General features: G+C 39.0%; 24 protein-coding genes and 2 tRNA genes. 14 read left to right on the forward strand and 12 right to left on the reverse strand.

Annotation, left to right across the window (positions count from 1 at the left end; genetic code table 11):
- Positions 1 to 172 precede the first annotated feature (172 nt).
- Positions 173 to 3,847: an Ig-like domain-containing protein gene (locus tag H5158_RS00820; protein WP_182739242.1), complete on the forward strand. Its 3,675-nt coding sequence runs from the start codon at positions 173 to 175 to the stop codon at positions 3,845 to 3,847.
- 250 nt (positions 3,848 to 4,097) lie between these two features.
- Positions 4,098 to 6,818 carry a type I DNA topoisomerase gene (gene topA / locus H5158_RS00825; protein WP_182739243.1) on the forward strand — a complete coding sequence of 907 codons (2,721 nt, stop codon included), beginning with the start codon at positions 4,098 to 4,100 and terminating at the stop codon, positions 6,816 to 6,818.
- 99 nt (positions 6,819 to 6,917) lie between these two features.
- Here topA and H5158_RS00830 read toward each other — a convergent pair whose 3' ends face one another.
- Positions 6,918 to 7,160 (reverse strand): hypothetical protein, encoded by a 243-nt coding sequence (locus H5158_RS00830; protein WP_149981038.1) that lies wholly within the window; start codon positions 7,158 to 7,160, stop codon positions 6,918 to 6,920.
- A 227-nt stretch (positions 7,161 to 7,387) separates the two neighbouring features.
- On the opposite strand from H5158_RS00830, the gene H5158_RS00835 reads away from it, so the two are divergent.
- Positions 7,388 to 7,936 (forward strand): TIGR00645 family protein, encoded by a 549-nt coding sequence (locus H5158_RS00835; RefSeq protein WP_145233766.1) that lies wholly within the window; start codon positions 7,388 to 7,390, stop codon positions 7,934 to 7,936.
- Positions 7,937 to 7,974: 38 nt separating this feature from the next.
- Here the strand turns inward: H5158_RS00835 and H5158_RS00840 are convergent, their stop codons facing one another.
- Together H5158_RS00840 and H5158_RS00845 are read right to left on the reverse strand one after the other, a co-directional pair.
- Positions 7,975 to 9,174, reverse strand: a complete 1,200-nt coding sequence (locus H5158_RS00840; protein WP_182739244.1) for an ABC transporter permease — start codon at positions 9,172 to 9,174, stop codon at positions 7,975 to 7,977.
- Positions 9,171 to 10,109 carry an ABC transporter ATP-binding protein gene (locus H5158_RS00845; protein WP_149981041.1) on the reverse strand — a complete coding sequence of 313 codons (939 nt, stop codon included), beginning with the start codon at positions 10,107 to 10,109 and terminating at the stop codon, positions 9,171 to 9,173. Before H5158_RS00845 ends, H5158_RS00840 begins: the two co-directional genes overlap by 4 nt.
- 389 nt (positions 10,110 to 10,498) lie before the next feature.
- On the opposite strand from H5158_RS00845, the gene H5158_RS00850 reads away from it, so the two are divergent.
- Positions 10,499 to 11,917, forward strand: a complete 1,419-nt coding sequence (locus H5158_RS00850; protein WP_149981042.1) for a sigma-54-dependent Fis family transcriptional regulator — start codon at positions 10,499 to 10,501, stop codon at positions 11,915 to 11,917.
- Between the two features lie 141 nt (positions 11,918 to 12,058).
- Positions 12,059 to 13,441 (forward strand): cytochrome c oxidase accessory protein CcoG, encoded by a 1,383-nt coding sequence (gene ccoG, locus H5158_RS00855; protein ID WP_182739245.1) that lies wholly within the window; start codon positions 12,059 to 12,061, stop codon positions 13,439 to 13,441.
- A gap of 1 nt (position 13,442) precedes the next feature.
- Here the strand turns inward: ccoG and H5158_RS00860 are convergent, their stop codons facing one another.
- The 3 genes from H5158_RS00860 to H5158_RS00870 all read right to left on the reverse strand — a co-directional run bounded on the left by H5158_RS00860 (position 13,443) and on the right by H5158_RS00870 (position 15,626).
- Positions 13,443 to 13,868 (reverse strand): hypothetical protein, encoded by a 426-nt coding sequence (locus tag H5158_RS00860; protein ID WP_182739246.1) that lies wholly within the window; start codon positions 13,866 to 13,868, stop codon positions 13,443 to 13,445.
- A gap of 175 nt (positions 13,869 to 14,043) precedes the next feature.
- Positions 14,044 to 14,958, reverse strand: a complete 915-nt coding sequence (locus H5158_RS00865) for a M14 family metallocarboxypeptidase (protein WP_182739247.1) — start codon at positions 14,956 to 14,958, stop codon at positions 14,044 to 14,046.
- A gap of 92 nt (positions 14,959 to 15,050) precedes the next feature.
- Positions 15,051 to 15,626 carry a hypothetical protein gene (locus H5158_RS00870; RefSeq protein ID WP_182717882.1) on the reverse strand — a complete coding sequence of 192 codons (576 nt, stop codon included), beginning with the start codon at positions 15,624 to 15,626 and terminating at the stop codon, positions 15,051 to 15,053.
- Between the two features lie 477 nt (positions 15,627 to 16,103).
- Between H5158_RS00870 and H5158_RS00875 the strand changes: the two genes are divergently transcribed.
- Positions 16,104 to 16,823, forward strand: a complete 720-nt coding sequence (locus H5158_RS00875; RefSeq protein ID WP_182739248.1) for a PAS domain-containing protein — start codon at positions 16,104 to 16,106, stop codon at positions 16,821 to 16,823.
- 53 nt (positions 16,824 to 16,876) lie between these two features.
- On the forward strand, positions 16,877 to 17,386 hold the full coding sequence (locus tag H5158_RS00880) for a diguanylate cyclase (protein WP_182739249.1): 510 nt from the start codon (positions 16,877 to 16,879) through the stop codon (positions 17,384 to 17,386).
- Between the two features lie 58 nt (positions 17,387 to 17,444).
- Here the strand turns inward: H5158_RS00880 and H5158_RS00885 are convergent, their stop codons facing one another.
- The 6 genes from H5158_RS00885 to H5158_RS00910 are packed head-to-tail and all read right to left on the reverse strand — an operon-like array spanning position 17,445 to position 20,148.
- On the reverse strand, positions 17,445 to 18,122 hold the full coding sequence (locus H5158_RS00885; RefSeq protein ID WP_182717880.1) for a pseudouridine synthase: 678 nt from the start codon (positions 18,120 to 18,122) through the stop codon (positions 17,445 to 17,447).
- A 2-nt stretch (positions 18,123 to 18,124) separates the two neighbouring features.
- Positions 18,125 to 18,454 carry a TusE/DsrC/DsvC family sulfur relay protein gene (locus H5158_RS00890; RefSeq protein WP_145233784.1) on the reverse strand — a complete coding sequence of 110 codons (330 nt, stop codon included), beginning with the start codon at positions 18,452 to 18,454 and terminating at the stop codon, positions 18,125 to 18,127.
- A gap of 3 nt (positions 18,455 to 18,457) precedes the next feature.
- Positions 18,458 to 18,724: a DsrH/TusB family sulfur metabolism protein gene (locus H5158_RS00895; protein ID WP_149981049.1), complete on the reverse strand. Its 267-nt coding sequence runs from the start codon at positions 18,722 to 18,724 to the stop codon at positions 18,458 to 18,460.
- The gene (gene tusC, locus H5158_RS00900) at positions 18,721 to 19,077 is read right to left on the reverse strand and encodes a sulfurtransferase complex subunit TusC (protein ID WP_145233789.1); all 357 of its coding nucleotides are present in this window, start codon (positions 19,075 to 19,077) and stop codon (positions 18,721 to 18,723) included. The genes H5158_RS00895 and tusC overlap by 4 nt, the downstream gene beginning before the upstream one ends.
- Entirely contained in the window at positions 19,074 to 19,427 is a 354-nt protein-coding gene (gene tusD / locus H5158_RS00905; protein WP_149981050.1) for a sulfurtransferase complex subunit TusD, read from the reverse strand. The genes tusC and tusD overlap by 4 nt, the downstream gene beginning before the upstream one ends.
- 55 nt (positions 19,428 to 19,482) lie before the next feature.
- Positions 19,483 to 20,148, reverse strand: a complete 666-nt coding sequence (locus H5158_RS00910; RefSeq protein WP_145233793.1) for a Bax inhibitor-1/YccA family protein — start codon at positions 20,146 to 20,148, stop codon at positions 19,483 to 19,485.
- Positions 20,149 to 20,400: 252 nt separating this feature from the next.
- On the opposite strand from H5158_RS00910, the gene H5158_RS00915 reads away from it, so the two are divergent.
- The 7 genes from H5158_RS00915 to prc all read left to right on the forward strand — a co-directional run bounded on the left by H5158_RS00915 (position 20,401) and on the right by prc (position 24,767).
- Positions 20,401 to 20,491: transfer RNA gene (locus H5158_RS00915), tRNA-Ser, on the forward strand.
- Between the two features lie 52 nt (positions 20,492 to 20,543).
- Positions 20,544 to 20,634, forward strand: a tRNA-Ser gene (locus H5158_RS00920).
- A gap of 143 nt (positions 20,635 to 20,777) precedes the next feature.
- The gene (locus H5158_RS00925) at positions 20,778 to 21,173 is read left to right on the forward strand and encodes a hypothetical protein (RefSeq protein ID WP_145233799.1); all 396 of its coding nucleotides are present in this window, start codon (positions 20,778 to 20,780) and stop codon (positions 21,171 to 21,173) included.
- Between the two features lie 125 nt (positions 21,174 to 21,298).
- Positions 21,299 to 21,760, forward strand: a complete 462-nt coding sequence (locus H5158_RS00930) for a GAF domain-containing protein (RefSeq protein WP_149981051.1) — start codon at positions 21,299 to 21,301, stop codon at positions 21,758 to 21,760.
- Positions 21,757 to 22,035 carry a hypothetical protein gene (locus H5158_RS00935; RefSeq protein WP_064666123.1) on the forward strand — a complete coding sequence of 93 codons (279 nt, stop codon included), beginning with the start codon at positions 21,757 to 21,759 and terminating at the stop codon, positions 22,033 to 22,035. The genes H5158_RS00930 and H5158_RS00935 overlap by 4 nt, the downstream gene beginning before the upstream one ends.
- Before the next feature lie 15 nt (positions 22,036 to 22,050).
- Positions 22,051 to 22,701, forward strand: coding sequence for an RNA chaperone ProQ (proQ, locus tag H5158_RS00940; protein WP_149981052.1), 651 nt, complete (start codon positions 22,051 to 22,053; stop codon positions 22,699 to 22,701).
- A gap of 26 nt (positions 22,702 to 22,727) precedes the next feature.
- Positions 22,728 to 24,767, forward strand: coding sequence for a carboxy terminal-processing peptidase (gene prc, locus H5158_RS00945; protein WP_149981053.1), 2,040 nt, complete (start codon positions 22,728 to 22,730; stop codon positions 24,765 to 24,767).
- Positions 24,768 to 24,843: the final 76 nt, after the last annotated feature.

Genomic DNA, 24,843 nt, shown 5'->3' on the forward strand with positions numbered 1-24,843 from the left:
GCCTACCAGCATGCAGATTTTTATACAGAAAAAATCGCTAAATATGAAAAAAAATATTGTTGAAAAAAACCATAAAAAAGTAATAAAAGTTGTGATTTTAAAGCTTGATATAGGTTAATATTGGGTAAATTTTATATTTAAATAATTAATTACAAACGCTAGGGAGAGGGCAATGCCTTTAATGCGATGGCTCAGTGTCATACTGTTGAGTTTTTTTATCACCGCGTGTGGTGGCGGTGGAACACTTGAAAAGGACGGTGGAACAATTGATGATGGTACTACTGCTGATCCCATTTATACCTTATCTGTTCAGGGTTACGTAAAAGCAAGCGATGAAACTATTAATGCAGTAACCGAAGCTGATCCGATAGATATAAAGATAACTCTATTAAAAAATAATGAGCCGGCAAGTGGGCAAAGAATCACTTTTACCTTGGCTGATAATATAGGTGCTGTAAATTTAAATTCTGCACTTACCAATAGCGAAGGGATAGCCACTGTTGAGCTTTCAGCTGGACTACAAGCAGGCGCTGGTGAGATAACGGCGACTTACACCGGCAATGACATCAATGTTAATAGCAGTTTTGCTTTTACATCTACGGGTGGGCAAGGAGAAAGTAACCAAGGTGCATTTACACTTAGTTTGAAAGGACTATCTCAATTAACTGCAGAGCCTACTAATACAGTTACTACTTTGAATAGTCTGGATTTACAAGCAACATTAAAGCAACAAGGAGAGCCTTTATCGAATGTTAGAATCACTTTTAATCTAGCTGACAATATAGGTGAAATAACGCCTTCTTCTGGAACGGCTTTAACTAACAACCTTGGTATAGCAACGGTTGAATTATCCGCTGGTGATGTCATCGGAGCTGGAGAAGCAACAGCAACGTATACTCATAATGGGGAAACAATAACTTCACAACCATTTAGCTTTGAGACCCTCATAGACGCAAGTGCCTCAGCAGATTTGGTTGTTACTTTACTTTCATCAGATAACACCGCAACACGAAACGTTACTTTTTCAGAACCATCAGTAGCTCAAGCTAAATTGCTATTAAATCAACAGCCGGCGGCCTTTAAGCTAATACAATTTAATGTGTCAGGTTTTGGTATTCTAAACCCTTCAAATGGTACCGCTATGACCAACAGCGAAGGTATTGCTAAACTTGATTTACTTACAGGTTCTGAAGCGGGAGCAGGTAACATTTCTGCTAGTTATCTTTCTGAGTCGCAGCAAGTTATTAATTCGAATGCTTATACTTATACTGCTGCGGGTGATGCTCCAGTTCAAGGCGTGTCAGAAGACTTTAATGTCAATTTAAGCCTTACTTCATCTGTAAACTTATCTGACACGAATGAAATTAATGCACAGCAGAGCGGTATTATCAAAGCAAGAGTTACAGACTCAAATGGTGACCCCGTAGTCAATAGAGTGGTGAGTTTTACCTCGACGCTTGGTAGTTTACTGCCAAGCTCGGGCACTGCACTTACAAATCAAGATGGTGTCGCTACGCTCAATATCACGACAGGAACTATTGAAGGGGCGGGGCTTATAACAGCCCAATATGAAGCTGTAGAGTCTTCCATTGGCTTTTATACTCGGGGGGATGCGATAGACCCAAATCAAAATAATGCTGATATCGCTTTTAAAATTTTGATTAATTGCCAATCTGATTTTAGAACGACGCGAGACCCTAACTTATGCGAGGAAACAACGAGCATATCGGGCGAAGATGCAGCAATCGTGTTTATTGAATTAACAAAGCAAGGATCAACAACGCCATTAGCACAAACTCTTGTAACTGCAACGACGACTATTGGCGCTATTTCACCAAGCACTGGTACTGCTATATCAAATGAGAATGGTATCGCACTATTGGACCTTGTGCCTGGAAGGGATGTAGGTGCAGGCGAGATAACAGTTACTGTTCTTCAAAGCTCTATAAAAAAAGCATTTCAAATATCAGCAGTAGATGTTGATGTTAGTATCAATAGTTCTTTGGCAGAATCAGAAGTTTTATCAGCAGGTTCAACCGCTTTAATCTCAGTAAACCTGAGCAAAAATGGAGAAACCTTCGTTTCTCCATTATCTGTTGAGTTTACATCAGGTTGTGTTGATGCAGGCCTAGCTGTTATAGATGCCAGTGTGACTAGTATCGGTGGTGTTGCGCGTTCAACATATAGAGCACAAGGTTGTGTTGGCGCTGACTTAATAACAGCAACAGTTATTACTGGTGGTAATACTGTTTCTGCTTCTACGGTAGTGAACGTCTCTGCTGCAAATGTTGGCTCTTTAGAGTTTTTAGATGTATCTGAACCAGTTATTGCGCTTAAAGGTACCGGCGGCGCAAACAGAAAAGAAACCTCTGTTGTTCGCTTTAGGTTAATTGACGAAAATGGCAATGTACTCCCAGCTCGAACTGTAAACTTTAAGTTAGCAACGGAAGTCGGTGGATTGAAGTTAGGTCAGTTATCAGGTTTCACTGATGCTGATGGTGTAGTACAAACTGTTGTGCAATCAGGAGTAGTGCCAACGCCAGTCAAAGTGATAGCTTCCAGTGAGCAAAACGTTGATGGTGAGAATGTAATTGTAACAGCACCATCTGATGTTTTAGTGGTCAGCACTGGTATTGCTGACCAAAATAGTTTTTCACTATCTCGTTCGCAATTTAATGTGCATGGTTTAAATGTTGATGGCACTGAAGTCGATGTTAATGTTCGCTTAGCTGACCATTTTAACAATCCAGTGCCCGATGGAACTGCGGTTAGTTTTATTACCGAAGGTGGGGTTATTGAGCCCAGTTGTACTACATCTAACGGGGGATGTTCAGTTAAGTGGCGTAGTAGCAACCCACGGCCGTTTGCTGAGTTTATAGTTGAGGGCGGAATTACTCGCAGCTTTTACGGAAATACTATCGCAGATAAATGCGATAGTGGACTACCATGTCCGCTTGGTATTAAAAATAATGATAATACAGCGTTTGACTTACCTTTAGGCGGGAGAGCAACGGTACTCGCTTATGCTATAGGTGAAGAAACATTTTCTGATTTAAATGGCAATGGTTATTTTGATGAAGAAGACTTCTTTGATGATCTTTTTGATAAGCCAGAAGCCTTTATTGATAATAATGAAGATGGAACATTTGGTGGAAAAAATTGTGAAACCGCAGCTGAACTGTGCTCTGCGGCTAATTCTGCAGGGGATGAATTTGAGGAATTTATAGATTTTGATGGCAATGCCCAGTGGACTCAACAAAATGGTTTATACAATGGCTTATTGTGTCGCCCAGAAGATGATGCAGCAGGTATATGTACACGAGAAATGATAAATGTATTTCAAAATCAAGAGATCGTAATGTCGAGTGATAACGCTCACTTTAGATTGGTAACATATGCCGACGAATGTACTGATGTACAAGGCGTAACTGCTACAGAAGTACATGTTAATAGTGACATAAATAGTAACTTAGTACGTAAGGTACAAAATGATTTAACTAGCCAAAAAATGTGTCAAATAACTGAAGTGGATTTAACGTCAGCTACCGGCCAAGAGAGTATTAATTTGACCGTGTTTATTGCTGATATATTTAATAATCCATTGCCTGTAGGTACAGGAGTAACGATATTAACGGATAATGGTGTACTCAGTGGCGAGCCAGAAAATTATGCCTTCCCGAATACAACGAGTCGGGTTCCGGTTAGCTTATCATTTGCGCTTGGTCGTGAGCCTGCAGATAATCGCAATGATATCACAAGTGGCTTTTTAGAAATTAAAACAACAGCACCATCAGGATTAGTTTCATCTTTATCTGTATCAGTTAGAGATGATCCAAAAGTACCTTAAGATTGTTTAGTTTTAAAAAATGCCAACCATAAGGTTGGCATTTTTGTTGCTATTCTATATATTCCACTGCAAATACCTTAAAACACCGTTTTGTCTAAATTAACGACAATAATTGTTTAATTATTCATTAAAAGCAGAAAAGTTTGTATTAAAAGCTTGTAACAATTGGTGTTTGTAGATATACCTATAAATATTCGCGCCCGTAAATGGGCAAAACACATTTAAAATACTTGGTTAGAAATAGGCAACTATGGGCAAATCGCTAGTAATTGTAGAGTCTCCTGCTAAGGCTAAAACAATTAATAAATATTTAGGAAACGATTTTATCGTCAAGTCCTCTATTGGGCATGTACGAGATCTTCCTACCTCCGGTTCAGGCAAAACCAAAACGGCTGCTGTAAAAACACCTGCAGAAGTACGTAAAATGGCACCAGAAGAAAAGGCCGCGTACAAAAAACAGCGTGATTATACAAATTTAGTAGCTCGAATGGGGATTGATCCAGATAAAGGCTGGGAGCCACATTACGAAGTATTACCAGGTAAAGAAAAAGTTGTTCAAGAATTACAAAAGCTCGCTGAAAACGCTGACCAAATCTATCTCGCAACGGATTTGGATAGGGAAGGAGAAGCGATTGCTTGGCACCTGCAAGAAATTATCGGTGGAGAGCCAGAAAAGTATAAGCGTGTCGTATTCAATGAGATAACTAAAAATGCCATTCAGGCCGCCTTTGAGGCCCCTGGTGAGCTAAATACCGACATGGTCTATGCCCAGCAGACTCGTCGCTTTTTAGATCGTGTTGTAGGCTTTATGGTATCGCCATTATTGTGGCAAAAAGTTGCCCGTGGTTTATCCGCTGGACGAGTACAGTCTGTCGCAGTACGTTTGTTAGTTGAGCGCGAGCGTGAAATTAAAGCGTTTATTCCTGAAGAGTTCTGGGATATTCATGCCGATGTGAAAAATACCGAGTCGGCACTTCGTTTAGAGGTGTTCAAACAAGGTGATAAAGCCTTTAAGCCAGTCAATGAAGCGCAAGCTATGGCAGCTACTGCATCTTTAGAGCAAGCTGAATATAAAGTTGTTAGTGTTGAGGAAAAGCCAAGTAAAAGTCGTCCTAGTGCGCCACTAATTACTTCAACAATGCAACAAGCTGCGAGTACGCGTTTAGGCTATGGCGTTAAAAAGACCATGATGTTAGCGCAACGTTTGTATGAAGCAGGTTATATCACCTATATGCGAACTGACTCAACCAACTTGTCGAAAGATGCAGTTGCAATGTGTCGCGAGTATGTTTCGCAGCAGTTTGGTGATAAGTATTTACCAAAAGAAGCTATTAGTTATAGTTCAAAAGGCAATGCACAAGAGGCGCATGAGGCGATCCGTCCTTCAAGTGTTACTGTATTATCTGGTCACCTAGATGGCGTAGACCCGGATGCTAAAAAGCTTTATGAATTAATTTGGCGTCAATTTGTTGCGTGTCAAATGGTCCCTGCTGAATATGACTTAACAACATTAACTGTTACTGCCGCCGATTTCCAATTAAGAGCCAAAGGACGGGTGTTACGTTTTGATGGTTGGACTAAAGTACAACCAGCAGTTCGAAAAAAGAACGAAGAAGATCAATCACTACCAGCTATTAAAGAAGGCGAGATATTAAGCCTTGTTGAACTTGATCCAAAACAGCATTTTACTAAGCCGCCAGCACGCTTTAGTGAAGCGAGTTTAGTAAAAGAACTTGAAAAACGTGGTATTGGTCGTCCATCTACCTATGCATCAATTATTTCAACGATACAAGATCGTGGATATGTCCGTGTTGAAAACCGTCGTTTCTTTGCAGAAAAAATGGGTGAAATTGTCACCGATCGTTTAGTTGAGAACTTTACTGATCTGATGAACTTTGACTTTACTGCAAAAATGGAAGGCCGGTTAGATGATATCGCTGAAGGTGAGCGTGTCTGGACACAGGTACTTGACAAGTTTTACGCTGATTTTTCTACACAACTGACTTTAGCCAGTGGTGAAGAAGATGAAGGTGGGATGCGTAAAAATGAAATGGTCGAAACTGATATTGACTGTCCAACATGTGGCAGAAAAATGGGTATTCGAACAGCTTCTACTGGCGTTTTCTTAGGCTGTACAGGCTATAATTTACCGCCAAAAGAACGTTGTACTACCACTATGAACTTAGTGTCAGGTGATGAAGCGGTTGCCGCTGACGTTGAAGATGTCGAAACCGAAACATTGATGCAAATGAAGCGTTGCCCAATTTGTGAAACGGCAATGGATTCATACCTGATAGATGAAACTCGTAAATTACATGTTTGTGGTAATAACCCTGCTTGTAAGGGTTATGTCGTTGAGCAGGGCACGTTTAAAATTAAAGGCTATGATGGCCCTATCATTGAATGTGATAAATGCTCATCAGATATGCAGCTTAAATCAGGGCGCTTTGGTAAATACTTTGGCTGTAGTAATGATGAGTGTAAAAACACCCGTAAATTACTGCGTAACGGCGAAGCAGCGCCACCAAAAGAAGACCCTGTTCAGTTACCAGAGTTAGAGTGTGAAAAATCTGATGCATACTTTGTGCTACGTGACGGCGCTGCAGGTATTTTCTTAGCAGCGAATACCTTCCCTAAATCACGTGAAACTCGTGCCCCTAAAGTGGAAGAGTTACAGCGTTTTAGAGATCGTATTTCACCTAAGTTTTATTATCTAGCTGATGCACCAGTAAAAGATCCTGATGGTAACTTAGCAATTGTTCGTTATAGCCGTAAGAATAAAGAACAATATGTAATGACTGAGGTTGACGGTAAAGCAACAGGCTGGACTGCACATTTCAATGCAGGAAAGTGGGTTGAAGAGGCAAAGAAGAAAGCCGCACCTAAGAAAAAACCAGCCGCTAAAAAGGCAACAGTCAAGAAAGCCGCACCTAAAAAAGCCGCTGCAAAAACAAAAAAGGACGCTGAGTAGAATACTAAGCTCTGAAAACAAAAAAACCGGAATGCACACTCTTGTGTCAATTCCGGTTTTTTTATATCAAAAATTATGCCTTTAGAGGCATTTTTGACGTTAGATTTTTACGTCAGTGACTTTTTTATAGCCTTCTGATTCAAGTTCATCATTTACGCACTTTAGTACGTATGGTTTAAGCTCTTCATTGCTGATGTCGTCGTCTTTAGCCCAGTTTAAACACATCTCAGTGTATTCTTTAATTGTTTCGGCGGAAGCTTCAACAGCATCGTCAGCAACAGCAAAAGTTGCATAAACTGCAAATAATGGCGCTACGATAAGCGCTAGCAATGCTTTTTTCATTCGTGTATTCCTAAAAAATGTAGTGACTGCTGTTTTATATTCAAAAACAACAGTGATCCAATCAAGCAACATGCTGTTGGTAAGTGATTCTTAAACGAAATGACAATAAAAGATAACGAAATATTTTTATCGTAAAGACAAATATAATGTAATAAGAGACGGTAAAATAATGAGAAACTTATGTTAATCAATGCTATCTTACGCCAGCTATCAATTTAGGAATAATTATGTCTCAAAGCCAACTACCTGACACCACACCTCGTGTTGCATCTAAACTAGAACAGTTTGTTGAAAGCTTTATTTTTCGAGCCCGCTGGCTACTAGCTCCCTTTTTTATAGGCTTACTCGTTGCAATTGTACTGTTACTTTTGAAGTTTTTTAAATACCTGTATCAAATGGCGATAAATACATTTAGCGCTACTAATGAGCAACTACTGGTGGGTATTTTGACCTTGGTTGATACCGCATTACTGGCAGGATTATTATTAATAATTATTTTTAGTGGCTATGAAAATTTTGTTTCTAAATTAAATATTGGTAATCATGAAGATCGCCCTGCATGGATGGGTAAAGTAGGTTTTTCTGGTCTTAAAATGAAATTGATCAGCGCAATTGTTGCCATTTCTGCAGTCGAACTGTTAAAGGTGTTTATAAGCTCTACTAGTCACTCAAGTGATGAATTGATGTGGAAAGTAATAATTCATGTTACTTTTGTGATATCAGGTGTGCTATTTGCTCTCACTGATTTTATAAATAGCAAAACTCACAATCATTAAATAGCAGATAACGCAACGCTATCTGCCTATATGTTTTGTTATTTAAAGATACTCAACCACATAGCCTTTAAACTCGGTTCTTTTGCGTACATATTCATACCCATTTTAAAAATACGAGCGGCAAATACACGTAAGTAATAAAAACAGCCAATACTGAGAAGCAGGGATAAGAGTGCTTGCCAAATTGGTATTTCAACTAATGACATACGCACCGGCATAACCGCAAATGCCGTGATCGGCAAGTAACTAAGCACGATTGTTAAAACACTGTTTGGTGCATCGATAACAAAAAATGCAATCACAATAGGTGCCAATGGCAGCATCATTAAGGCACTTTTACTACTGTGATTAGGATCATCAATACCCGCTGCGATCGCAGCCATAAATGCAGCGCAGATGCCAAGACCTACAATCGCATAGGCTAACAACCAAGGCAGTAATGACCAATTAATAAAGTCTAAATTGAGGGCTTGTTGTTTAATGATAACAGTAAAAAATAGCATCGATAAAATAATCGATAGCAAGGTGCCAATCATGGTTTTTACTGCAAGTAATATTTGCCCAAGTAGCTTACCATCTATCCATGTTTGTGGTGTCATGGTGGCTAGCAATTGCTCCGTTACGCGGTTTTGCTTTTCACCGGTAATACTGACAAAGAGTTGGCCAAAGATCCCAAACATCGCAACAAATAATAATATCAGTACCCCAAATGCTGTGTATGTTTGACTACGATCAGCTTGATTTTTCAAAAGCTCGTCAAGTACCCTATGTTCAATTGAAATATTTTTCGTCAATCCTAGTCGTTGTTGCTCGCTTAAGCCTAAGCTATCAAATTGAGCTTGTTGCAATTGCGCTCTAAGGAGCGATTGCAATGTTGTTTGCCATGCTGATTTTACAGCCGTTATTAACGTATATGAGTGAGTCGCTTGGTCAAACTTAAGTACGCCATCATAGCCAGTATCCTCAGCTAAATTTGCAATGATGGCAGTTAAATCATCATGTTTGGTAAACTTAAATTGTGTCGATGTAGGCTCTGTTTTGACGCTAAACTCGAGGTTGGTTGCTAAATGATAACCTTGTTCAAGTTGACTGTTTGCAGTGGCAAAAAAATAAATAACTCCAGCAATAGCGAGCATGATCAACTTCGAAATAATTTCTTGTTTTAATTTAAAAAAATGCAAGAACTCCCATTTTGCAACAATCCAGAGCTGTTGCTGTGTAAGCGATGATTTATTCATAGCGTCGTTCCTTGATCCAGTTTAGCGTTATGCTCAGCTACTGCGTGTAAATAAATTGCATGCAGTGACTGAGCTTTATTTTTGAGTTCACATATTTCCCCGATGCTGATTAACTGAGGAAGTAACTGGTTAAGTGATTGGTGTTGCTTTAGGGTGATAGTTAGTTGCTGTGCTTTTATTTGCTCAACACAATAATGTTCACATAGTTGCTCAAAGTAAGTTTGATTAATTGGATCGTTGAATACGACTTGAATACTATTATTTTGCGCGCTTTGAAGTATATTACTGAGTTTGCCGTATAAAACACTTTCACCTTGATTTAATAGCAATACCCGATCAGCAAGTTTTTCTACCATCGCCATCTGATGTGCACTTAAAATAACGGTCATGCCTTGCTGTTTTAATTGCGCTAAAAATTCAACAACTAATTCCTGATTAATAGGATCTAAGCCAGAAAATGGCTCATCTAAAATTACCCATTTGGGCTTATGTAAAATTGCAGTGATCAATTGGATTTTTTGTTGGTTCCCTTTAGAAAGTGATTTTAAGGGGTCATTCAAGCGTGCGGTTAAATTAAATTTAGCTAACCAATAGTCACAGCGCTGCGTAAATTCGCTATCTTTTACGCCGTGTAATGCTGCAAAAAATTGTAGATTTTGTTTTATTGTTTTTTCTGGATAGAGGCCTCGGTCTTCTGGTAGATAGCCCAGTAAATGTGCCGGAATAGATGAATACGCTTGTCCTGCATCATTGAGTTGAATAGAGCCACTATCTGGAGAGGAAAAACCAACGATCATTTTTACTAATGATGATTTCCCCGCACCATTGGGGCCAAGTAAAGCAAAAATCTCTCCTGGTTGCACATCAAATGACAGCTTATTAACCGCAGTAACCGTTTTATAGTGTTTTTCAAGGTTGTTAATAATTAACGACATGTGATCCCTACAATATTGTTTTTTTTGAGTTTAATCGGTTACAACCAAGAATGTAACTACTACCAGAGATGAAATTGTAAGCAAAGATTATGCAATAATTAAATAAGAAGTGTGCAGACACTGCAGTTAATACATATTTGCAAAGCTAATATAGTAAAATTACAAGTTGATTAACTTTTCCTTGATGATAGTTGGGTATTTATTAATATTATTTTCAATTGATTAATAATGAGTGCTGTAGTCTTACAGTTACTTTAGATGCGGTTCATGATGAAGCAAAACGACGGATAGTTTCGCTTTAATGAGCGGTATGATTTAGTCACTTAGGGTGCAAATCTTCGCCATTATAGGCATAATGAACGCGATATTTCGCGAATTCGGTGTAAGCAATGATAAAACAGTTTTTAGACGATCCAACTTTATTACTCAACGCTGTTGGTGAGGGAATATATGGCTTTGATTTAAGTGGTAATGCGGTATTTGTAAACCCCGCTGCTGAACGCATGACTGGATGGCATGCAGATGAGTTGCTGGGTAAAAAAATTCATCAGTACCATCATCATAGTCATGCTGACGGGCGGCCATATCCAGCAGATGAATGCCAGATTTATTGCACTATGTTTGACGGCAAGCATCGGCATGTTAAAGATGAGGTATTTTGGCGTAAAGACGGCAGCTGTTTTGCGGTAGAATATACATCTACACCCGTTTATAAAAATAATCAGTTGATCGGCGCTGTCGCGATATTTCGCGATGTATCAAAACAACACCAGACAGAGCACGCACTGCGTGATGCTTTAGCGCAAGTGAATCACTTAAGTGAGCAATTAAAAGAGCAAAATAGCTATTTGATAGCAGAACTTAATGAAGATTGGCAAGAGTCTGGTTTGGTAGGCAAAAGCCACGTATTTCAAACCATGCTTGAGCAAATAAAACTTGTTAGCCCGACCGATAGCACTGTGTTGATTTTAGGTGAGAACGGCACAGGAAAAGAATTAGTCGCTCGTAACTTACATCGCTTAAGTGGGCGCAGTGGGCAATCCTTTATTAAGGTCAATTGCGCCGCATTTACGCCAAGCTTACTTGAATCTGAGTTATTTGGTCATGAAAAGGGGGCTTTTACGGGGGCTAAGGAGCATCGTAAAGGACGTTTTGAGTTGGCTAATAATGGCACCATTTTTTTAGACGAAATTGGAGAGCTTGCTCTTGAAGCGCAAAGTAAGTTGTTACGGGTATTGCAAGAGCATGAATTTGAACGTGTTGGCAGTAGCCAAACACGTAAAGTTAATATTCGTGTAATTGCTGCGACTAATCGTGACCTATGGGCCATGGTGCAGTCAGGATGCTTTAGAATAGATTTATATTATCGACTAAATGTATTTCCAATCACAGTTCCACCACTGAAAGCGCGTAAAGAAGATATTCCATATTTGTGTAGTAATTTAATTGCGCAATTAAATAAACGTCTTGGTAAACAGCTCAAAGGACTCAGTGAAAAAGCCATAACACAGCTACAAGCTTATGATTGGCCGGGTAATATTCGTGAATTACAGAATGTACTAGAGCGAGAGGCTATTTTATCAAAGCAGTCTGTATTGCAGTTATCGCAACCACTTGATGCCAATGCTAGCGCTAACCTAAACACGGATCTGAGCCTTGACGAAGCGCAGAGACAGCATATCATCGCAGTATTAGAACTATCAAATTGGCAAATTTCTGGCAGTCAAGGCGCGGCAGTTAAATTAGGCATGCCGGAGAGTACGTTACGATCAAAAATGCGCAAGTTGATGATCCGTAAAAATCGTTAAATATCACGGCACTCGCTAAATGTCGCGATTTTAGCGAGTTTATTAAATAAAAATTCATTAATATTCAACTGCTTAATTTAATTTCTGTTTGGTCTGAAACTTGCAAACTTACGGGCCTAACCGTCACAGTAAGTAGTTATTATGAAATTTGATATTAAAGAAGAAGATATGATCATCAAGCCCTATAAGCATGAAGGGCCTATTTATATCCGTGAGCAAAAAGGATTTTTCCAGCGTATTCGCCGTAACCTTGGTTGGTTACTCATGCTTACATTCATTCTTATTCCTTGGATCCCATACAAAGGCCAGCAAGCGGTATTGCTAGATGTTGCGAGTCAAAAGTTTGCTATTTTTGGGCTGACCTTACTGCCCCAAGATTTTATGATCTTGGCGTTGTTATTTATGTTAGGTGCTTTTGCGTTGTTTTTTGTTACCAATTGGCTTGGCCGGGTATGGTGTGGATATACATGCCCACAAACAATTTGGATGCTGATGTTTTCATGGGTGGAGCAACGTATAGAGGGAACACGTAATCAACGTATAAAGTTAGATAAATCCGCGTGGACGTTATCAAAATGGCAGAAAAAAACAATCAAGCATAGCGCTTGGTTAATCATATCATTGTTTACAGCAACGTCATTTATGGCTTACTTTATTCCGGCTAAAAGCTTGTATGGGGATATGTTTACTCTGCAATGGTCGGGCATCACTAGTTTTTGGGTATTTTTGTTTGCCTTTTGTACTTATGGAAATGCCGGTTTCTTAAGAGAAAAAATGTGCACTATTGCTTGTCCATACTCACGGTTTCAGGCTGTAATGTTTGATAAAGATACATTACTTGTCACTTACGATAGTGCGCGTGGGGAAAGTCGTGGTCCACGTAAACGTAAGGCCGATCCTAAAGCGTTAGATTTAGGTGATTGCGTAGATTGCAATTTATGTGTGGAAGTGTGCCCGGCAGGGATTGATATTCGTAACGGCTTACAATATGAATGTATTAACTGTGGTTTATGTATCGATGCATGTGACGATACAATGGATAAGTTTGGCTATCAAAAAGGCTTGATCAAGTACGCAAGCGAAAAACAGATGGCTGGCGAGCAAACTAATCCATACCGGTTGAAACTGGTTGGTTATGGCGCACTCACGGTTTTATTAATGGTCAGTATGTTAGCGTGGTTAGTTCAACGCACGCCAATCGAAGTGTCAGTACTGCGTGATCGTAATGCATTATATCGAGTAAATTATGAGGGCTTAGTTGAAAACCCTTACACCTTGACAATAATTAATAAAACACAACAGTTACTGCATTACCGAGTAGCGATTACCGGTCTTGATGTGGCTAAGTTACAGAGCCCTCAACTTACAGCTGTCGAGCCTGGTCAAATGAAGCGCATCCCGGTCACTGTGGTTGCCGATGGCTATGATTTACCAAGTAAGCTCAATGAACTTGATTTTGTGATCACAGCCGAAGAAGATAGCAGTATTAATACATCAATAAGCAGTGTGTTTTATCGTAACTAAGTTATGCAGAGTGAAATTGAGCTGCATTATCGTTCATTGTTTGGTGAACAAAGGTTTTAGCTTGCACTAAACATTTAAACAGACGATGGCGAACATCCACGCTAAGGCCTGCATTTTGAATAATGCGTTGCATTTGATTGATTACGATAGCTGAATCAAAAATATAAGCGCTAGCAATACATCCATTACGAACCATGGCAGAGGCCAACACTGTAAGTTGTTGCTCTGCCTGAGGAGTTGCAGCCAACAAATTTTGAGAATCACTGATATATCCCCATGGTTTATTGGCAAGCTGACTAACCTGCTCAAATAAGCCATTGCTAAATGAGGTTACTAAACTGGCGTTAAGATTCCCGCAAAAATTAGCAATGATTATATTTTGCTCGCGGTGTAAACTAACCTGTCCATGTTTATTGCTAAATTTCAACGTGCTTCCTTGTAAGAAAATTTAAGAGCGCGAATTTTATACAATTAAAACGCGGAGTCTAGGTATTTTTTAATTTTTTATAAATTTGCATTAATTAATCAGTGAATAATATATAACCAGATTAAAAATGTCAGAATAGGGCCTAAATATAATTACCAATAGACCCTCGCAATAATTATTTTGTAAGCAGGTGATCTAATGCACCTTTAATTGCAGCCACCTGTGCTGTAATACATAGCTCATCTGTTGCCGTCGGACTATCTGGGTACACTTCTGTTGTGGTGACATACTGTGCATCTGTAAAGCCCATGCATAAACCGAGTTCTCGTGCTGCATAATTGATCACACCATGTTGTTCTAATGGCACTCCAATGAGTTGATTGTTTTCATCACTGGGGGCAATTTGAGTCACATTAGCAACAGTGTCAATAATCGCTTTTTGGAATTGCGGTTCAGGTTTATTGCTATCAGCGACAAGATAAAAACCATCAGGAATATTCCAATTAGTGTTCACTTTGCCATCACGAGCCGCAAGTGCAGGGCGAAACTCACTGTTGTCAGTGTCAGTTGTTTCATGCAGATCAATATGCGCTAATAAAGGTATATTTTGTGCTTTAATATAATTTATTAGTGCTGCTGACTCTGGTGCTGGGCTTGATGAATAAAACGAACGGTTTGGATCTATGGCTGCTGGGTTCCAGCGATTAATGGTTTCATATCCCCACGGGCTAATACAAGGAGCAACCAGTAAGTTAAACTCTTTAGCGTATTTCATACCTAGCGTTTTCATAAAATGTAATGCGCCATGAACACCGCTTGTTTCATAGCCATGTACGCCACCGGTGATCAATATGCTCGGTTTATTCGATGCCCACTGTTTTGATTTAATAATAAAAAGAGGGTAGCGAGTAGGATCAAAACTGAGCGCACCATATTGCTCAACCTCGAAATCATTATCCAGTTCGTTGATTAAAGTTACAACTTCAGATTGATAGCTACGTTTAATCGTTTGTAGGTTAAACCAGCACTGTTTATCTTTATCATTCCAAGGCGTGCCTTGAGTACCTATTGGATAGTTATTTTCGCTCATAGAACCTTCATTTATTACAATAAAGGTTTAGCTTATCGCTGTACTAACCTCACTGCAACTAGCTGCGACTAATACACAACTGTGAATTATATTTATAAGCTGTTTGAGGACTCATATAAATTGGCATTTTGGCGCTTATGGGCTTCAAATAAATAAGCCCTTAGATGTTCTTTCCCTTGATGAATATGAGTGATCTTGGCAGCCATGCCTCGCTTACTAAAGCGTACCGGTTTGATGTCGATAGTAATATTTTTTTTGTTTGGAAGGGTTAATTTTATCTGTTGCTCAATCGCTAAAGGAGCTTTTTGAGTCGTTGATTTTAGAAAAAGTCCAGTACTTGAGATTGATTCAACTTCAAAGTCTTGGCTCTGAATATTGAGGTTCCCGCCACGCCAACAGCGCTTTATTCCTTGTGTGTCGATGACCTCTGGTGCGCTTAATACAGGGGTTACAACGCCTGTTTTATCAATTCTTATTTCAAGTGGAAACCATAATTGATAATCGCCAACTTCAGCCAGTAGTGTTAATTTTGTATTATTTAGTAATTCAGCAATATTGGCAGGGATAGAGCTTTGTAATGTCAGTGTATGATTGTCCCTCAATTTTGAAGGAACCGTCACTTGGAAAAGATCTGATATAAAATTTAGTTCTTCATTGGTCATATCCATTTAGCATCTAATCCCATGCGGGCGATAATGTAGTTAATACCGTATTTTAAGTCGAGAGTTTATTCATACAATAATGTATAACGGCAGTGTAATAACATACTTGAGTTATTTAACAAAATAAGCATATTGTGCGCCACAAAGTCGTCTTTTTGGATTGTTAAAATATATAAGAGCTAGCACTTTTATACACTGTCAGATGATAAATCTACCCCTATTTATTCTTACATGATAGTTTTTTGTTTGTTTAATAAACAGTGGCTAAGTTTTATTGCTAAAATAACGTAAATTACTGGACCTGATAAAGTTATTAAGGGTATTTTTAAATTGCGATTTCACTTTTATATTGTTTACATTAATCAACTACTCTTTACGAATTTTCTCACGCCGAATATTTGCATCTGCTTACATTCCTTTAAATTATTCTGGTGTACTTCCAAGTGCATGTTTTTATGCACACGTAATTAATGGGCAATGTATATGGACTATATTTTCTATCAACAATCAATAATTAACTTCATTGCACAATATGCTGGTAATTCTAAATCACAATTAACAGCGATGGTTGATGACACGCGCAGTATTTTAAGAGTTGATGCGTATAGGCTTTTTGAAAATATTCTTTTAAATTATCAACAATTGGGAGTAATTGAATATAGTAAAGTAGATTGCCTACTTAAAAGTGTTGCCGTGAATTTGAAAACTTCAAGTGAGTCTGAGTATTTTCTCGTTTCACAGTTAGCAACCTGGTGGCAAGAATGGCATTTCGCGCTATCGATGCGCGTAAAAACGAGTCAAAATAATGCTGTTATCGTGCAAAATAGTGATTACTCAACGCAAGATAATAAACCACTAACCCGCCAGCATGATTTGAGTGAGTACGTTAATTTATTTACGCAAGTGCCAATACCGTTGTGTAATGTATGTATGCTCACCGAGAATATAATCCGTATAAACCAACGTTTTGTAGATGTGTTCGGTTACACTATTGAGGATATTCCAACACTTAATGATTGGTGGCTTAATGCTTACCCAGATCCACATTATCTGATGTGGGTGCGACAAACGTGGCAACAAGCTCTTAGCTTTGCGTTAGAAAATGATACTGATATTGAACCACAAGTTTATTGTGTTACTTGTAAAGATGGCTCCCATATAATGATGGAAATTTCGGAAGATATTTTAGGCACGAATTTTTAGCTATATTTAAGGATGTAACACAGCATTTAGCTGCTGAAGATACACTTCGAGACATGGCATTTTTAGACTCATTAACACAAATTGCCAATCGACGTTGTTTTGATGAGAAGTTGGCCAATGAACTTGAATTAATGAATAAAAAAATAAAGCCGTTATCAATGATCTTAATCGATATTGATTATTTTAAGCAATACAACGATAACTACGGTCATATTAAAGGCGATGAATGCTTGTATCAAATTGCACAATGTATTGCAGTGGCCACGATGAATCACGAAAAGGACTTTGTTGCCCGTTTTGGCGGTGAGGAATTTGTGGTGTTACTGCCAGAGGCTGATCCGAAAAAGGCTTTACATAGTGCATTACAAATCCAGCAAGCAGTTAATCAATTAGCTATTAAGCATGAATATACAGATATTGGCTATATAACACTAAGCATGGGCATTAAAACTTTGCATAATCCCCAAACTGGCGATTATATCTATTTTGCTGATGCGGCAGATAAAGCTTTGTACCAAGCAAAAAGACAAGGGCGTAATTGTATCGTTGTTAGTGAAGATTGATACAAAAAATCAGCTGAGCGCTACTAGGCATATTTGAAATAGCTGCGCTCAAGCACAGCTATAGTTCATCTGCGATTATTTTAAAATGGCCATTATCAATTCCTTTTAACGTATAGTCACCAATACGATAGCGGATTAAACGTAAAGTAGGGTGGCCAATATGTGCTGTCATTCTTCTTACTTGGCGATTACGTCCTTCGGTAAGGGTAATACTGAGCCAACTGGTTGGAATGTTTTTTCGCTCTCTAACGGGAGGATTACGTGGCCATAAAGTTGGCTCATCTATGCGTTTAACAACGGCTGGTAATGTTAATCCGTCTTTGAGCTCGACGCCTTGGCACAGTTGTTTAATTGCTGCATCAGTTGGTTCACCTTCAACTTGTGCCCAGTAAGTTTTACTGGTTTTTTTGTTTGGCGCTGTTAAAGTGTTTTGTAATTTCCCACAATTAGTGAGCAATAGCAGGCCCTCACTGTCTCTATCTAATCGTCCTGCAGCATATACATCTTTAATGGTAATAAAGTCAGCTAAGGTTTGTCTGTTTGCTTCATCAGTAAACTGGCACAGCACATCAAATGGTTTATTAAATAAGACAATTTTTCGCTCACTGGCGGCAATGGCTGGTTTTATCTCGCGCTTTATTGAGTTATTCACTTTTTTGGTTGTAATTGCACCGCGATTATAGCTACGGCCGCTATTTCGGCGTTTTGCTGTATTATTTGGTTTAGCTATTGTCATTGCTAGATGCACCGTGCGGGTTTTGGTAAGCCAGCAATTTTAGTTGCTTGCTTAGCTGGGCCTTTAGGAAAAAGAGTATACAGATAAATACTATTGCCTTTATCTTCACCCAGTGCTTTTGCCATTGCTTTAACTAACATTCTTATTGCTGGGCTGGTGTTGTACTCCAAATAAAAATTACGCACAAAATGAATCACTTCCCAGTGTTGGGAGGTTAATTCAATGTTTTCTTGCTCGGCAATAACGCAGGCTAATTGTTCACTCCATAACGAGTGATCAAGTAAGTAACCTTGTTTATCCGTGTCGATAATTTGATTATTAAATTCAAGCATGTATTACCACGTAATAGAGTGAGATGTTGCTAATGTTAGTGCGACAAAGTCGTCATAACTAAGCGAGTGATCGGGCTGATTGATTGTGATATCTCGTACCTTGGCGTCATCAGCAAGTATTAATAAGTGCGTTGCAAGCTGTCTAAATTGGGCAATCGCAAAGCATGCGTCACTTAATAATAATACTTTGTCTGCTGACTGGATCAGGTTAACTAATTGATCCGTGTTGTAATAGCCAAGTGGCTTGGAAAATATGTGTAAAGTGCTCATAAGTTCACTATGTGTTGTTGCTGGGCTATAAGTTGAGTTTGCTGCTGATAATTAAGCGCTTTTACTTCTACTAACAAGTTATGTTTATCAAGGCCATACTCGAGCAGAGACTTTTCACATACATAAATGTTTTCAACATCGTAAATTTCTAGCGTTCTGATGGTCTTAAAGTAGTTCTTTAAACCTATATGCTCAGGTTGTTGATGTTTTTTTAGGGCTAGTACCGCAGGGCCGCTAAATAACCAACTAATATTTTGCTCAACAGCAGCGAATATTAATGTCATATCTAATGCATCACGAATATGTAAATCATCGAAAGGACTATGGTGGCTTAAAACTAATACATTGATCATTTAAATTGCACCCATTTATCCGCATCACTGGCAAGCATTGCAAACTCAGCTAACCCTGCGACTGCAAAAACACCGGTATTATTTATATCAAGGCCACGCTTTTCGGCAGCAGTAACACACAACATAAGATGAATCCCTTGCTCATGTAATTGTTGCCATAAAGCATTAATCGCTAATTCATCAGCTGCCAAATCTAGTTGCTCGCTGGCATGAAAAACGCCGTTTTGATACAAAAAAATGGCATCAATGTTATGCCCTTGTGTTAAACATGCTTGTGCAAATTTAACCAAACGTTGCGTGGTATCATGATCCGATGGTGCGCTGTGCAGAGAAAGTACAAATCGTGCCAAAACTATTCCAATAAAAAAGCCCCTAAAGAGGGGCTATTTTAACAGAACTATTTAATTAGTCATTATTTGCGCCAAGCAGTGCAAGCAATGAAGTAAACAAGTTATATACACTTAAATATAAAGAGACTGTAGCGCGAATATAGTTTGTTTCGCCACCGTTGATGATGCGGCTTGTATCAAACAAGATTAAGCCAGACATGATCAATACAACCGCTGCATTTAATACCATAAACATTAGCGAGCTGCCGATGAAGATATTAACAATGCTGGCCACAATCACAACAATAAGGCCTACCGTTAAAAAACCGCCCATAAAAGAGAAGTCTTTTTTAGTATTTAGTGCATACGCAGACAAACCAAAGAAAATCAGTGCAGTTGAACCTAACGCTTGCATGATAAGCATTGGGCCATTTGGCATCGCTGCATAATGGTTAAGTAACGGACCAAGTCCCGCACCCATTAAACCCGTAAAAGCGAATACCCATGCAACGCCTGACGCGCTTTCGGCTTTTTTATTTACAACAAATAAAAGGCCAAATGAAATAAGAGTAAAAACTAACCCCATAAAATAAGGTAGTTGTAATGCCATTGAGATACCAGCCGTCACAGCACTAAATGCTAATGTCATGGCCAATAAGAAATAGGTGTTTTTAAGTACCTTGTTTGTTTCAATGGTCGACATAACCGGTCTAGCGGTATTGTACGAATGATTAAATGCCATTTTAGAGCTCCTTTAGAAACCTATTGTAAGTTCCGATAATTAAACTGAAGTTAGATTACCAAGACTTCTATATTTGGGCAAACCTTTGTAGTTCAATAGACCGATAATTAAAAAGAAAAGTTCAATTTAGTGTGATTTTTACCCAGTGGTGAGTTAAGAATAAACAAATCAATGATTTTTTAAGCACTTGAACACTTTTTTGAAAAAAAAGCTTCACAAAGAGCACTGCCTTCTCTATTATGCAGGCCGTGCGGAGAGATGGCAGAGTGGTCGAATGCACCGGTCTTGAAAACCGGCAGGGGTTTATAGCCCCTCTAGGGTTCAAATCCCTATCTCTCCACCACCTAATTAAAATAATTGCGAGTACACTCTTATTCGTGATTTATAAATGTTTCGGAGAGATGGCAGAGTGGTCGAATGCACCGGTCTTGAAAACCGGCAGGGGTTTATAGCCCCTCTAGGGTTCAAATCCCTATCTCTCCACCATATAAAATAGCCCGCTAAATTAGCGGGCTTTTTTGTGCCTAAGTTTTATGTAGTTATTTAATTACGACCATAGTCTCTATTTCGATGTTGTAAAACATCATGCATTCTTAGTATTTATTCAGGTATGATTTTAAGGACGCATTATGAAACATCGGCTTGCAAAAAGTGTTGGGTTATCATTACTTTCACCTGTGATCATTGGCAGTGTGTTAGGAGTTTATTATGCATTAACGCTCAATACCGATCCGCTGACTACCTTTTTCCAGTTACTTATGAGTGCGATAGCTAACGCGCATATTGTCGGTTTAACCATGGCTGCTTTTGTAGTACCCGGATATTTATTGATGTACAAGTACGCGAAAGTTAATTATTCGGGAGTACTGACATTAGGTTTACTCGGTGGTGCAATTTTTAGTTACTTACTCAGTGCAACAGGTGGTATGGTCTTTTTAATTAATACCGCGATGTCAGCTTTAGCGGCGGGACTGTTTTTATATGGATTAAGGTTAGGTGCGATAAAACAACAGCCTCCTCAATAGCAGAATTATTAACCAAGCTTGCTGAAAATTAGGGCAAATTGCTTTTTTTTGCCCTGAAAAGGTTTCAATTATTGGCGACAAAGAGTACCTTTAGCTACTGTATGTTTGATAAGAAGTAGTTTGGTATGCAAAAGCAAGAATTTTACCAGTCATTAGTTAAACAAACTGAATCGCTAATTACTGGTGAACCTAACATTATTGCCAATATGGCGAATATTAGCGCGCTGTTATTTACGTCACTCGATGATGTAAATTGGGCTGGTTTTTATTTGATGGATTCACCAACTGAATTAGTACTTGGTCCGTTTCAAGGTAATCCTGCATGTATCCGAATTCCTGTCGGAAAGGGGGTCTGTGGAACTGCCGCTGCAACTGCGCAAACTCAACTTGTTGAAGATGTACATGCATTTGCAGGCCACATTGCCTGTGATGCGGCGTCAAACTCTGAAATAGTAATACCTATCCACAAAAATGGTGAGGTATTTGCTGTATTAGATATCGACAGCCCAAGTATTGCTAGGTTTGATGCTGATGATAAGCAAGGTTTAGAAGCACTGATCGCGTGCTTTGAGGCAACTATTGCATGAAAGACTTAGTAAATGTACAGGATTATCTGTTTGCCATCACTGATGTAGGTGATTGGGAAGGGGATGAAGAGCATGTAGCGGAAACGCTCAACGATTTAATCCACATTGCATGGGATCGTCTTCCTGATGATACTGAATGTGAATTAATTGATGAAATTATAAATGGTATTTGGGAACACCTTCGAGGTGATATGGCTGTAATTGAAGCCGACTTTGAAGAGCTGGTCGACTGGGTAACACACTACGTCGATTCGTCCCTTGATGAAAAGATGTGAAAAATAGGTTCTAAAATGGAAACCACAAACAAGCTAAAAGATATTAATGAAGTGTTGGAATTTTTATATCAAGAATTTCCGCAATGTTTTAAACAAAAAGACGGCATCAAGCCGCTGAAAGTAGGTATCTTTAAAGATATCGCTGAGCGAATTGAAGGTTCTGAAAAAGTTAGTAAGACGCAAGTACGTCAAGCACTGAGAAAATATACGTCTAACTGGCGTTATTTAGAAGCCGTGACTAAGTCTGAATTTCGTATTGATCTTGATGGAAATCAAGATGCTAAAGTGGAACAAGAGCACATTGATCATGCTCAAAAAGCACTTGAAGAAAGTCGTGCGAAAATGGCTAAACGTAAAAAGTCACAACGTCCACGTAATGATTCAGACACAAAATCTTACAAAAAGAAACCAGGCCAATTCGCTAAACCAGGCGATAAAAACGCTAAAGTTAATGCCACACCAGCAAAAGCTGCGCCGGTTAAACGTTCAGGTAAAATTGAACCTTTACCAGCAAGTGAGGTCAAGGTTAATAACAAAGTTAAAGTTAAACTTGGCCAAGCCCTTGTTAATGCAGTAATCACTGAAGTGAACAAAGAAGACGTTCATGTAGAGTTGGTAACTGGCATGCAAGTTAAAACTAAAGCAGACAGCCTGTACATTATTTAAGCTGCATATAAATTAAGGAGTTGTGTATGAGTCAGAAGTTTAAGCTCATTCCGTTAGTTGCCGCCCTGTATTCAGGTTTATTATTTGCATCAGATATTGCTGATGTTAATGATGTAGTTACAGCAAAAGACTTGCCAGTACTTACGCAAGAGAGTCAGCATAGTACGGCTAGCAAACGGGTGACAAACTTATTTACTCGTGCACATTATAAACCAATTCGTTTTGATGACGCACTTTCAAGTAAAGTGTTTGACCGTTATATCGAATCCCTTGATTTTAATAAAAGCGTCTTTTTGGCTGCGGATATTGCCTCATTTGAGCAATACCGCAACCAATTTGATAATGCATTAACGACCGGTAAACTTGATTTTACCTTTGATATTTTCAACCTAAGCATGCAGCGTCGGTTTGAGCGTTATGAGTATTCTTTAAAGTTACTTGAAACACCAATGACCTTTGATAAGGCTGATGAATATTACTTTGATCGTGAAGATGCTGATTGGGCAAAAACGCAAGCTGAGTTAGATGAGCTTTGGCGTGAACGTGTAAAATATGATGCACTACGATTAAAAATGACCGGCAAAGATTGGCCTGGTATAAAAGAATTATTAACTAAGCGTTATCACAATGCACAAAAACGTTTAGTGCAAACCAATAGTGAAGATGTATTTCAGATCGTAATGAACTCTTTTGCGCGAAGTATTGAAGCACATACCTCCTATTTATCGCCACGCAGAGCTGAACAGTTCAAAATGGACATGGATCTTGAACTAGAAGGTATTGGTGCAGTACTTAGCTACGACGAAGACTACACGGTTATTCGCAGCTTAGTTCCAGGCGGACCTGCTGATAAATCGGAGCAAATTAAAGCTGACGACCGTATTATCGGCGTTGCTCAAGACAAAGAAGAATTTGTTGATGTCATTGGCTGGCGTTTAGATGACGTAGTTGATTTAATCAAAGGACCAAAAGGCACTAAGGTGCGGTTACAATACTTAAAAGGTGCTGATGATCATGGCGCGCCTAAAGTAGTTGAAATTATTCGCGATAAAATTCGCCTCGAAGATAGAGCGGCAAAATCAGAAGTATTCAAAGCAAAATATTCTGATTTAACCAGCAAAATAGGTGTTATTGAGATCCCTGGTTTCTATAACAACTTGTCTAAAGACGTTAAAGTAGAATTGGCGAAATTAAAAGAAGCCAAAGTAGATGGCATTATAATTGACCTACGCCAAAATGGTGGTGGTTCATTATATGAAGCAACACAACTATCTGGTTTGTTTTTTGACCAAGGTCCAGTGGTACAAATTCATACTCTAAATAATCGCATTGAAGAGCAAAAAGACCGCGATGGTGTTACGTTTTACGACGGCCCCCTAACAGTACTTGTTGATCGGTACAGCGCATCTGCCTCTGAGATTTTTGCTGCAGCGATGCAAGACTATGGTCGAGCAGTAATAATTGGTGAGCAAACGTTTGGTAAAGGCACTGTGCAACAGCATAAGGGCTTAGGCCGTGCTTACGATTTATACGATAATCCACTTGGCAGTGTGCAATATACGATTGCAAAGTTCTATCGTATCAATGGTGGTAGCACACAGCATAAAGGTGTGATCCCAGATATTTCATTCCCATCAGCAATTGATCCAGCGGAATGGGGCGAAAGCCAAGAGGATAATGCATTACCGTGGGACAGTATCGTACGCGCCAAATATAACTCGGTTGATGACTTACACCCAGCCATTGCTTACTTAAGCAAAGCGCATGCTGAACGCATTAAATCAGAACCAGAGTTTAACTATGTTTTTCAAGATATTACGCGTTATAAAGAAGAGAAAGACCGGAAAACTATTTCTCTTGTAGAAGCGCAGCGTATTAAAGAAAAAGACGATGGTGAAGCGCGTGCATTAGCTCGTACCAATGAAAGGCTTACTCGTTTAGGTGAAAAACCAATCGAGAGCTTGGATGATGCGCCTGATGTCTTAGACGACTTAGATCCATTCTTAGAAGAAGCTGCATTAATTACCCAAGATTATATCAAGTTTGGTCGTGTAGCTAAGAAATAACTTGTTTTACAGGTTAATAAAAAAGGCGCTTTGGCGCCTTTTTTGCTGCCTAAAACTCTTGATATTGCTATAATTA

Origin of the sequence: Pseudoalteromonas sp. SR45-6 (genome assembly GCF_014163545.1) — a bacterium.
Lineage (GTDB): Bacteria > Pseudomonadota > Gammaproteobacteria > Enterobacterales > Alteromonadaceae > Pseudoalteromonas > Pseudoalteromonas rhizosphaerae.

Bases quoted from the DNA above. Each gene is read 5' to 3' on its own strand.
- topA (WP_182739243.1), top strand. From the start codon at position 4,098: ATGGGCAAATCGCTAGTAATTGTAGAGTCTCCTGCTAAGGCTAAAACA.
- ccoG (WP_182739245.1), top strand. From the start codon at position 12,059: ATGAAATTTGATATTAAAGAAGAAGATATGATCATCAAGCCCTATAAG.
- prc (WP_149981053.1), top strand. From the start codon at position 22,728: ATGAGTCAGAAGTTTAAGCTCATTCCGTTAGTTGCCGCCCTGTATTCA.
- H5158_RS00910 (WP_145233793.1), bottom strand. From the start codon at position 20,148: ATGGCATTTAATCATTCGTACAATACCGCTAGACCGGTTATGTCGACC.
- H5158_RS00875 (WP_182739248.1), top strand. From the start codon at position 16,104: ATGGACTATATTTTCTATCAACAATCAATAATTAACTTCATTGCACAA.
- H5158_RS00840 (WP_182739244.1), bottom strand. From the start codon at position 9,174: ATGAATAAATCATCGCTTACACAGCAACAGCTCTGGATTGTTGCAAAA.
- H5158_RS00865 (WP_182739247.1), bottom strand. From the start codon at position 14,958: ATGAGCGAAAATAACTATCCAATAGGTACTCAAGGCACGCCTTGGAAT.
- H5158_RS00880 (WP_182739249.1), top strand. From the start codon at position 16,877: ATGGCATTTTTAGACTCATTAACACAAATTGCCAATCGACGTTGTTTT.
- H5158_RS00890 (WP_145233784.1), bottom strand. From the start codon at position 18,454: ATGCTTGAATTTAATAATCAAATTATCGACACGGATAAACAAGGTTAC.
- H5158_RS00845 (WP_149981041.1), bottom strand. From the start codon at position 10,109: ATGTCGTTAATTATTAACAACCTTGAAAAACACTATAAAACGGTTACT.
- H5158_RS00830 (WP_149981038.1), bottom strand. From the start codon at position 7,160: ATGAAAAAAGCATTGCTAGCGCTTATCGTAGCGCCATTATTTGCAGTT.
- H5158_RS00935 (WP_064666123.1), top strand. From the start codon at position 21,757: ATGAAAGACTTAGTAAATGTACAGGATTATCTGTTTGCCATCACTGAT.
- H5158_RS00850 (WP_149981042.1), top strand. From the start codon at position 10,499: ATGATAAAACAGTTTTTAGACGATCCAACTTTATTACTCAACGCTGTT.
- H5158_RS00930 (WP_149981051.1), top strand. From the start codon at position 21,299: ATGCAAAAGCAAGAATTTTACCAGTCATTAGTTAAACAAACTGAATCG.
- H5158_RS00895 (WP_149981049.1), bottom strand. From the start codon at position 18,724: ATGAGCACTTTACACATATTTTCCAAGCCACTTGGCTATTACAACACG.
- H5158_RS00870 (WP_182717882.1), bottom strand. From the start codon at position 15,626: ATGGATATGACCAATGAAGAACTAAATTTTATATCAGATCTTTTCCAA.
- H5158_RS00820 (WP_182739242.1), top strand. From the start codon at position 173: ATGCCTTTAATGCGATGGCTCAGTGTCATACTGTTGAGTTTTTTTATC.
- H5158_RS00885 (WP_182717880.1), bottom strand. From the start codon at position 18,122: ATGACAATAGCTAAACCAAATAATACAGCAAAACGCCGAAATAGCGGC.
- tusC (WP_145233789.1), bottom strand. From the start codon at position 19,077: ATGATCAATGTATTAGTTTTAAGCCACCATAGTCCTTTCGATGATTTA.
- H5158_RS00835 (WP_145233766.1), top strand. From the start codon at position 7,388: ATGTCTCAAAGCCAACTACCTGACACCACACCTCGTGTTGCATCTAAA.
- proQ (WP_149981052.1), top strand. From the start codon at position 22,051: ATGGAAACCACAAACAAGCTAAAAGATATTAATGAAGTGTTGGAATTT.
- H5158_RS00925 (WP_145233799.1), top strand. From the start codon at position 20,778: ATGAAACATCGGCTTGCAAAAAGTGTTGGGTTATCATTACTTTCACCT.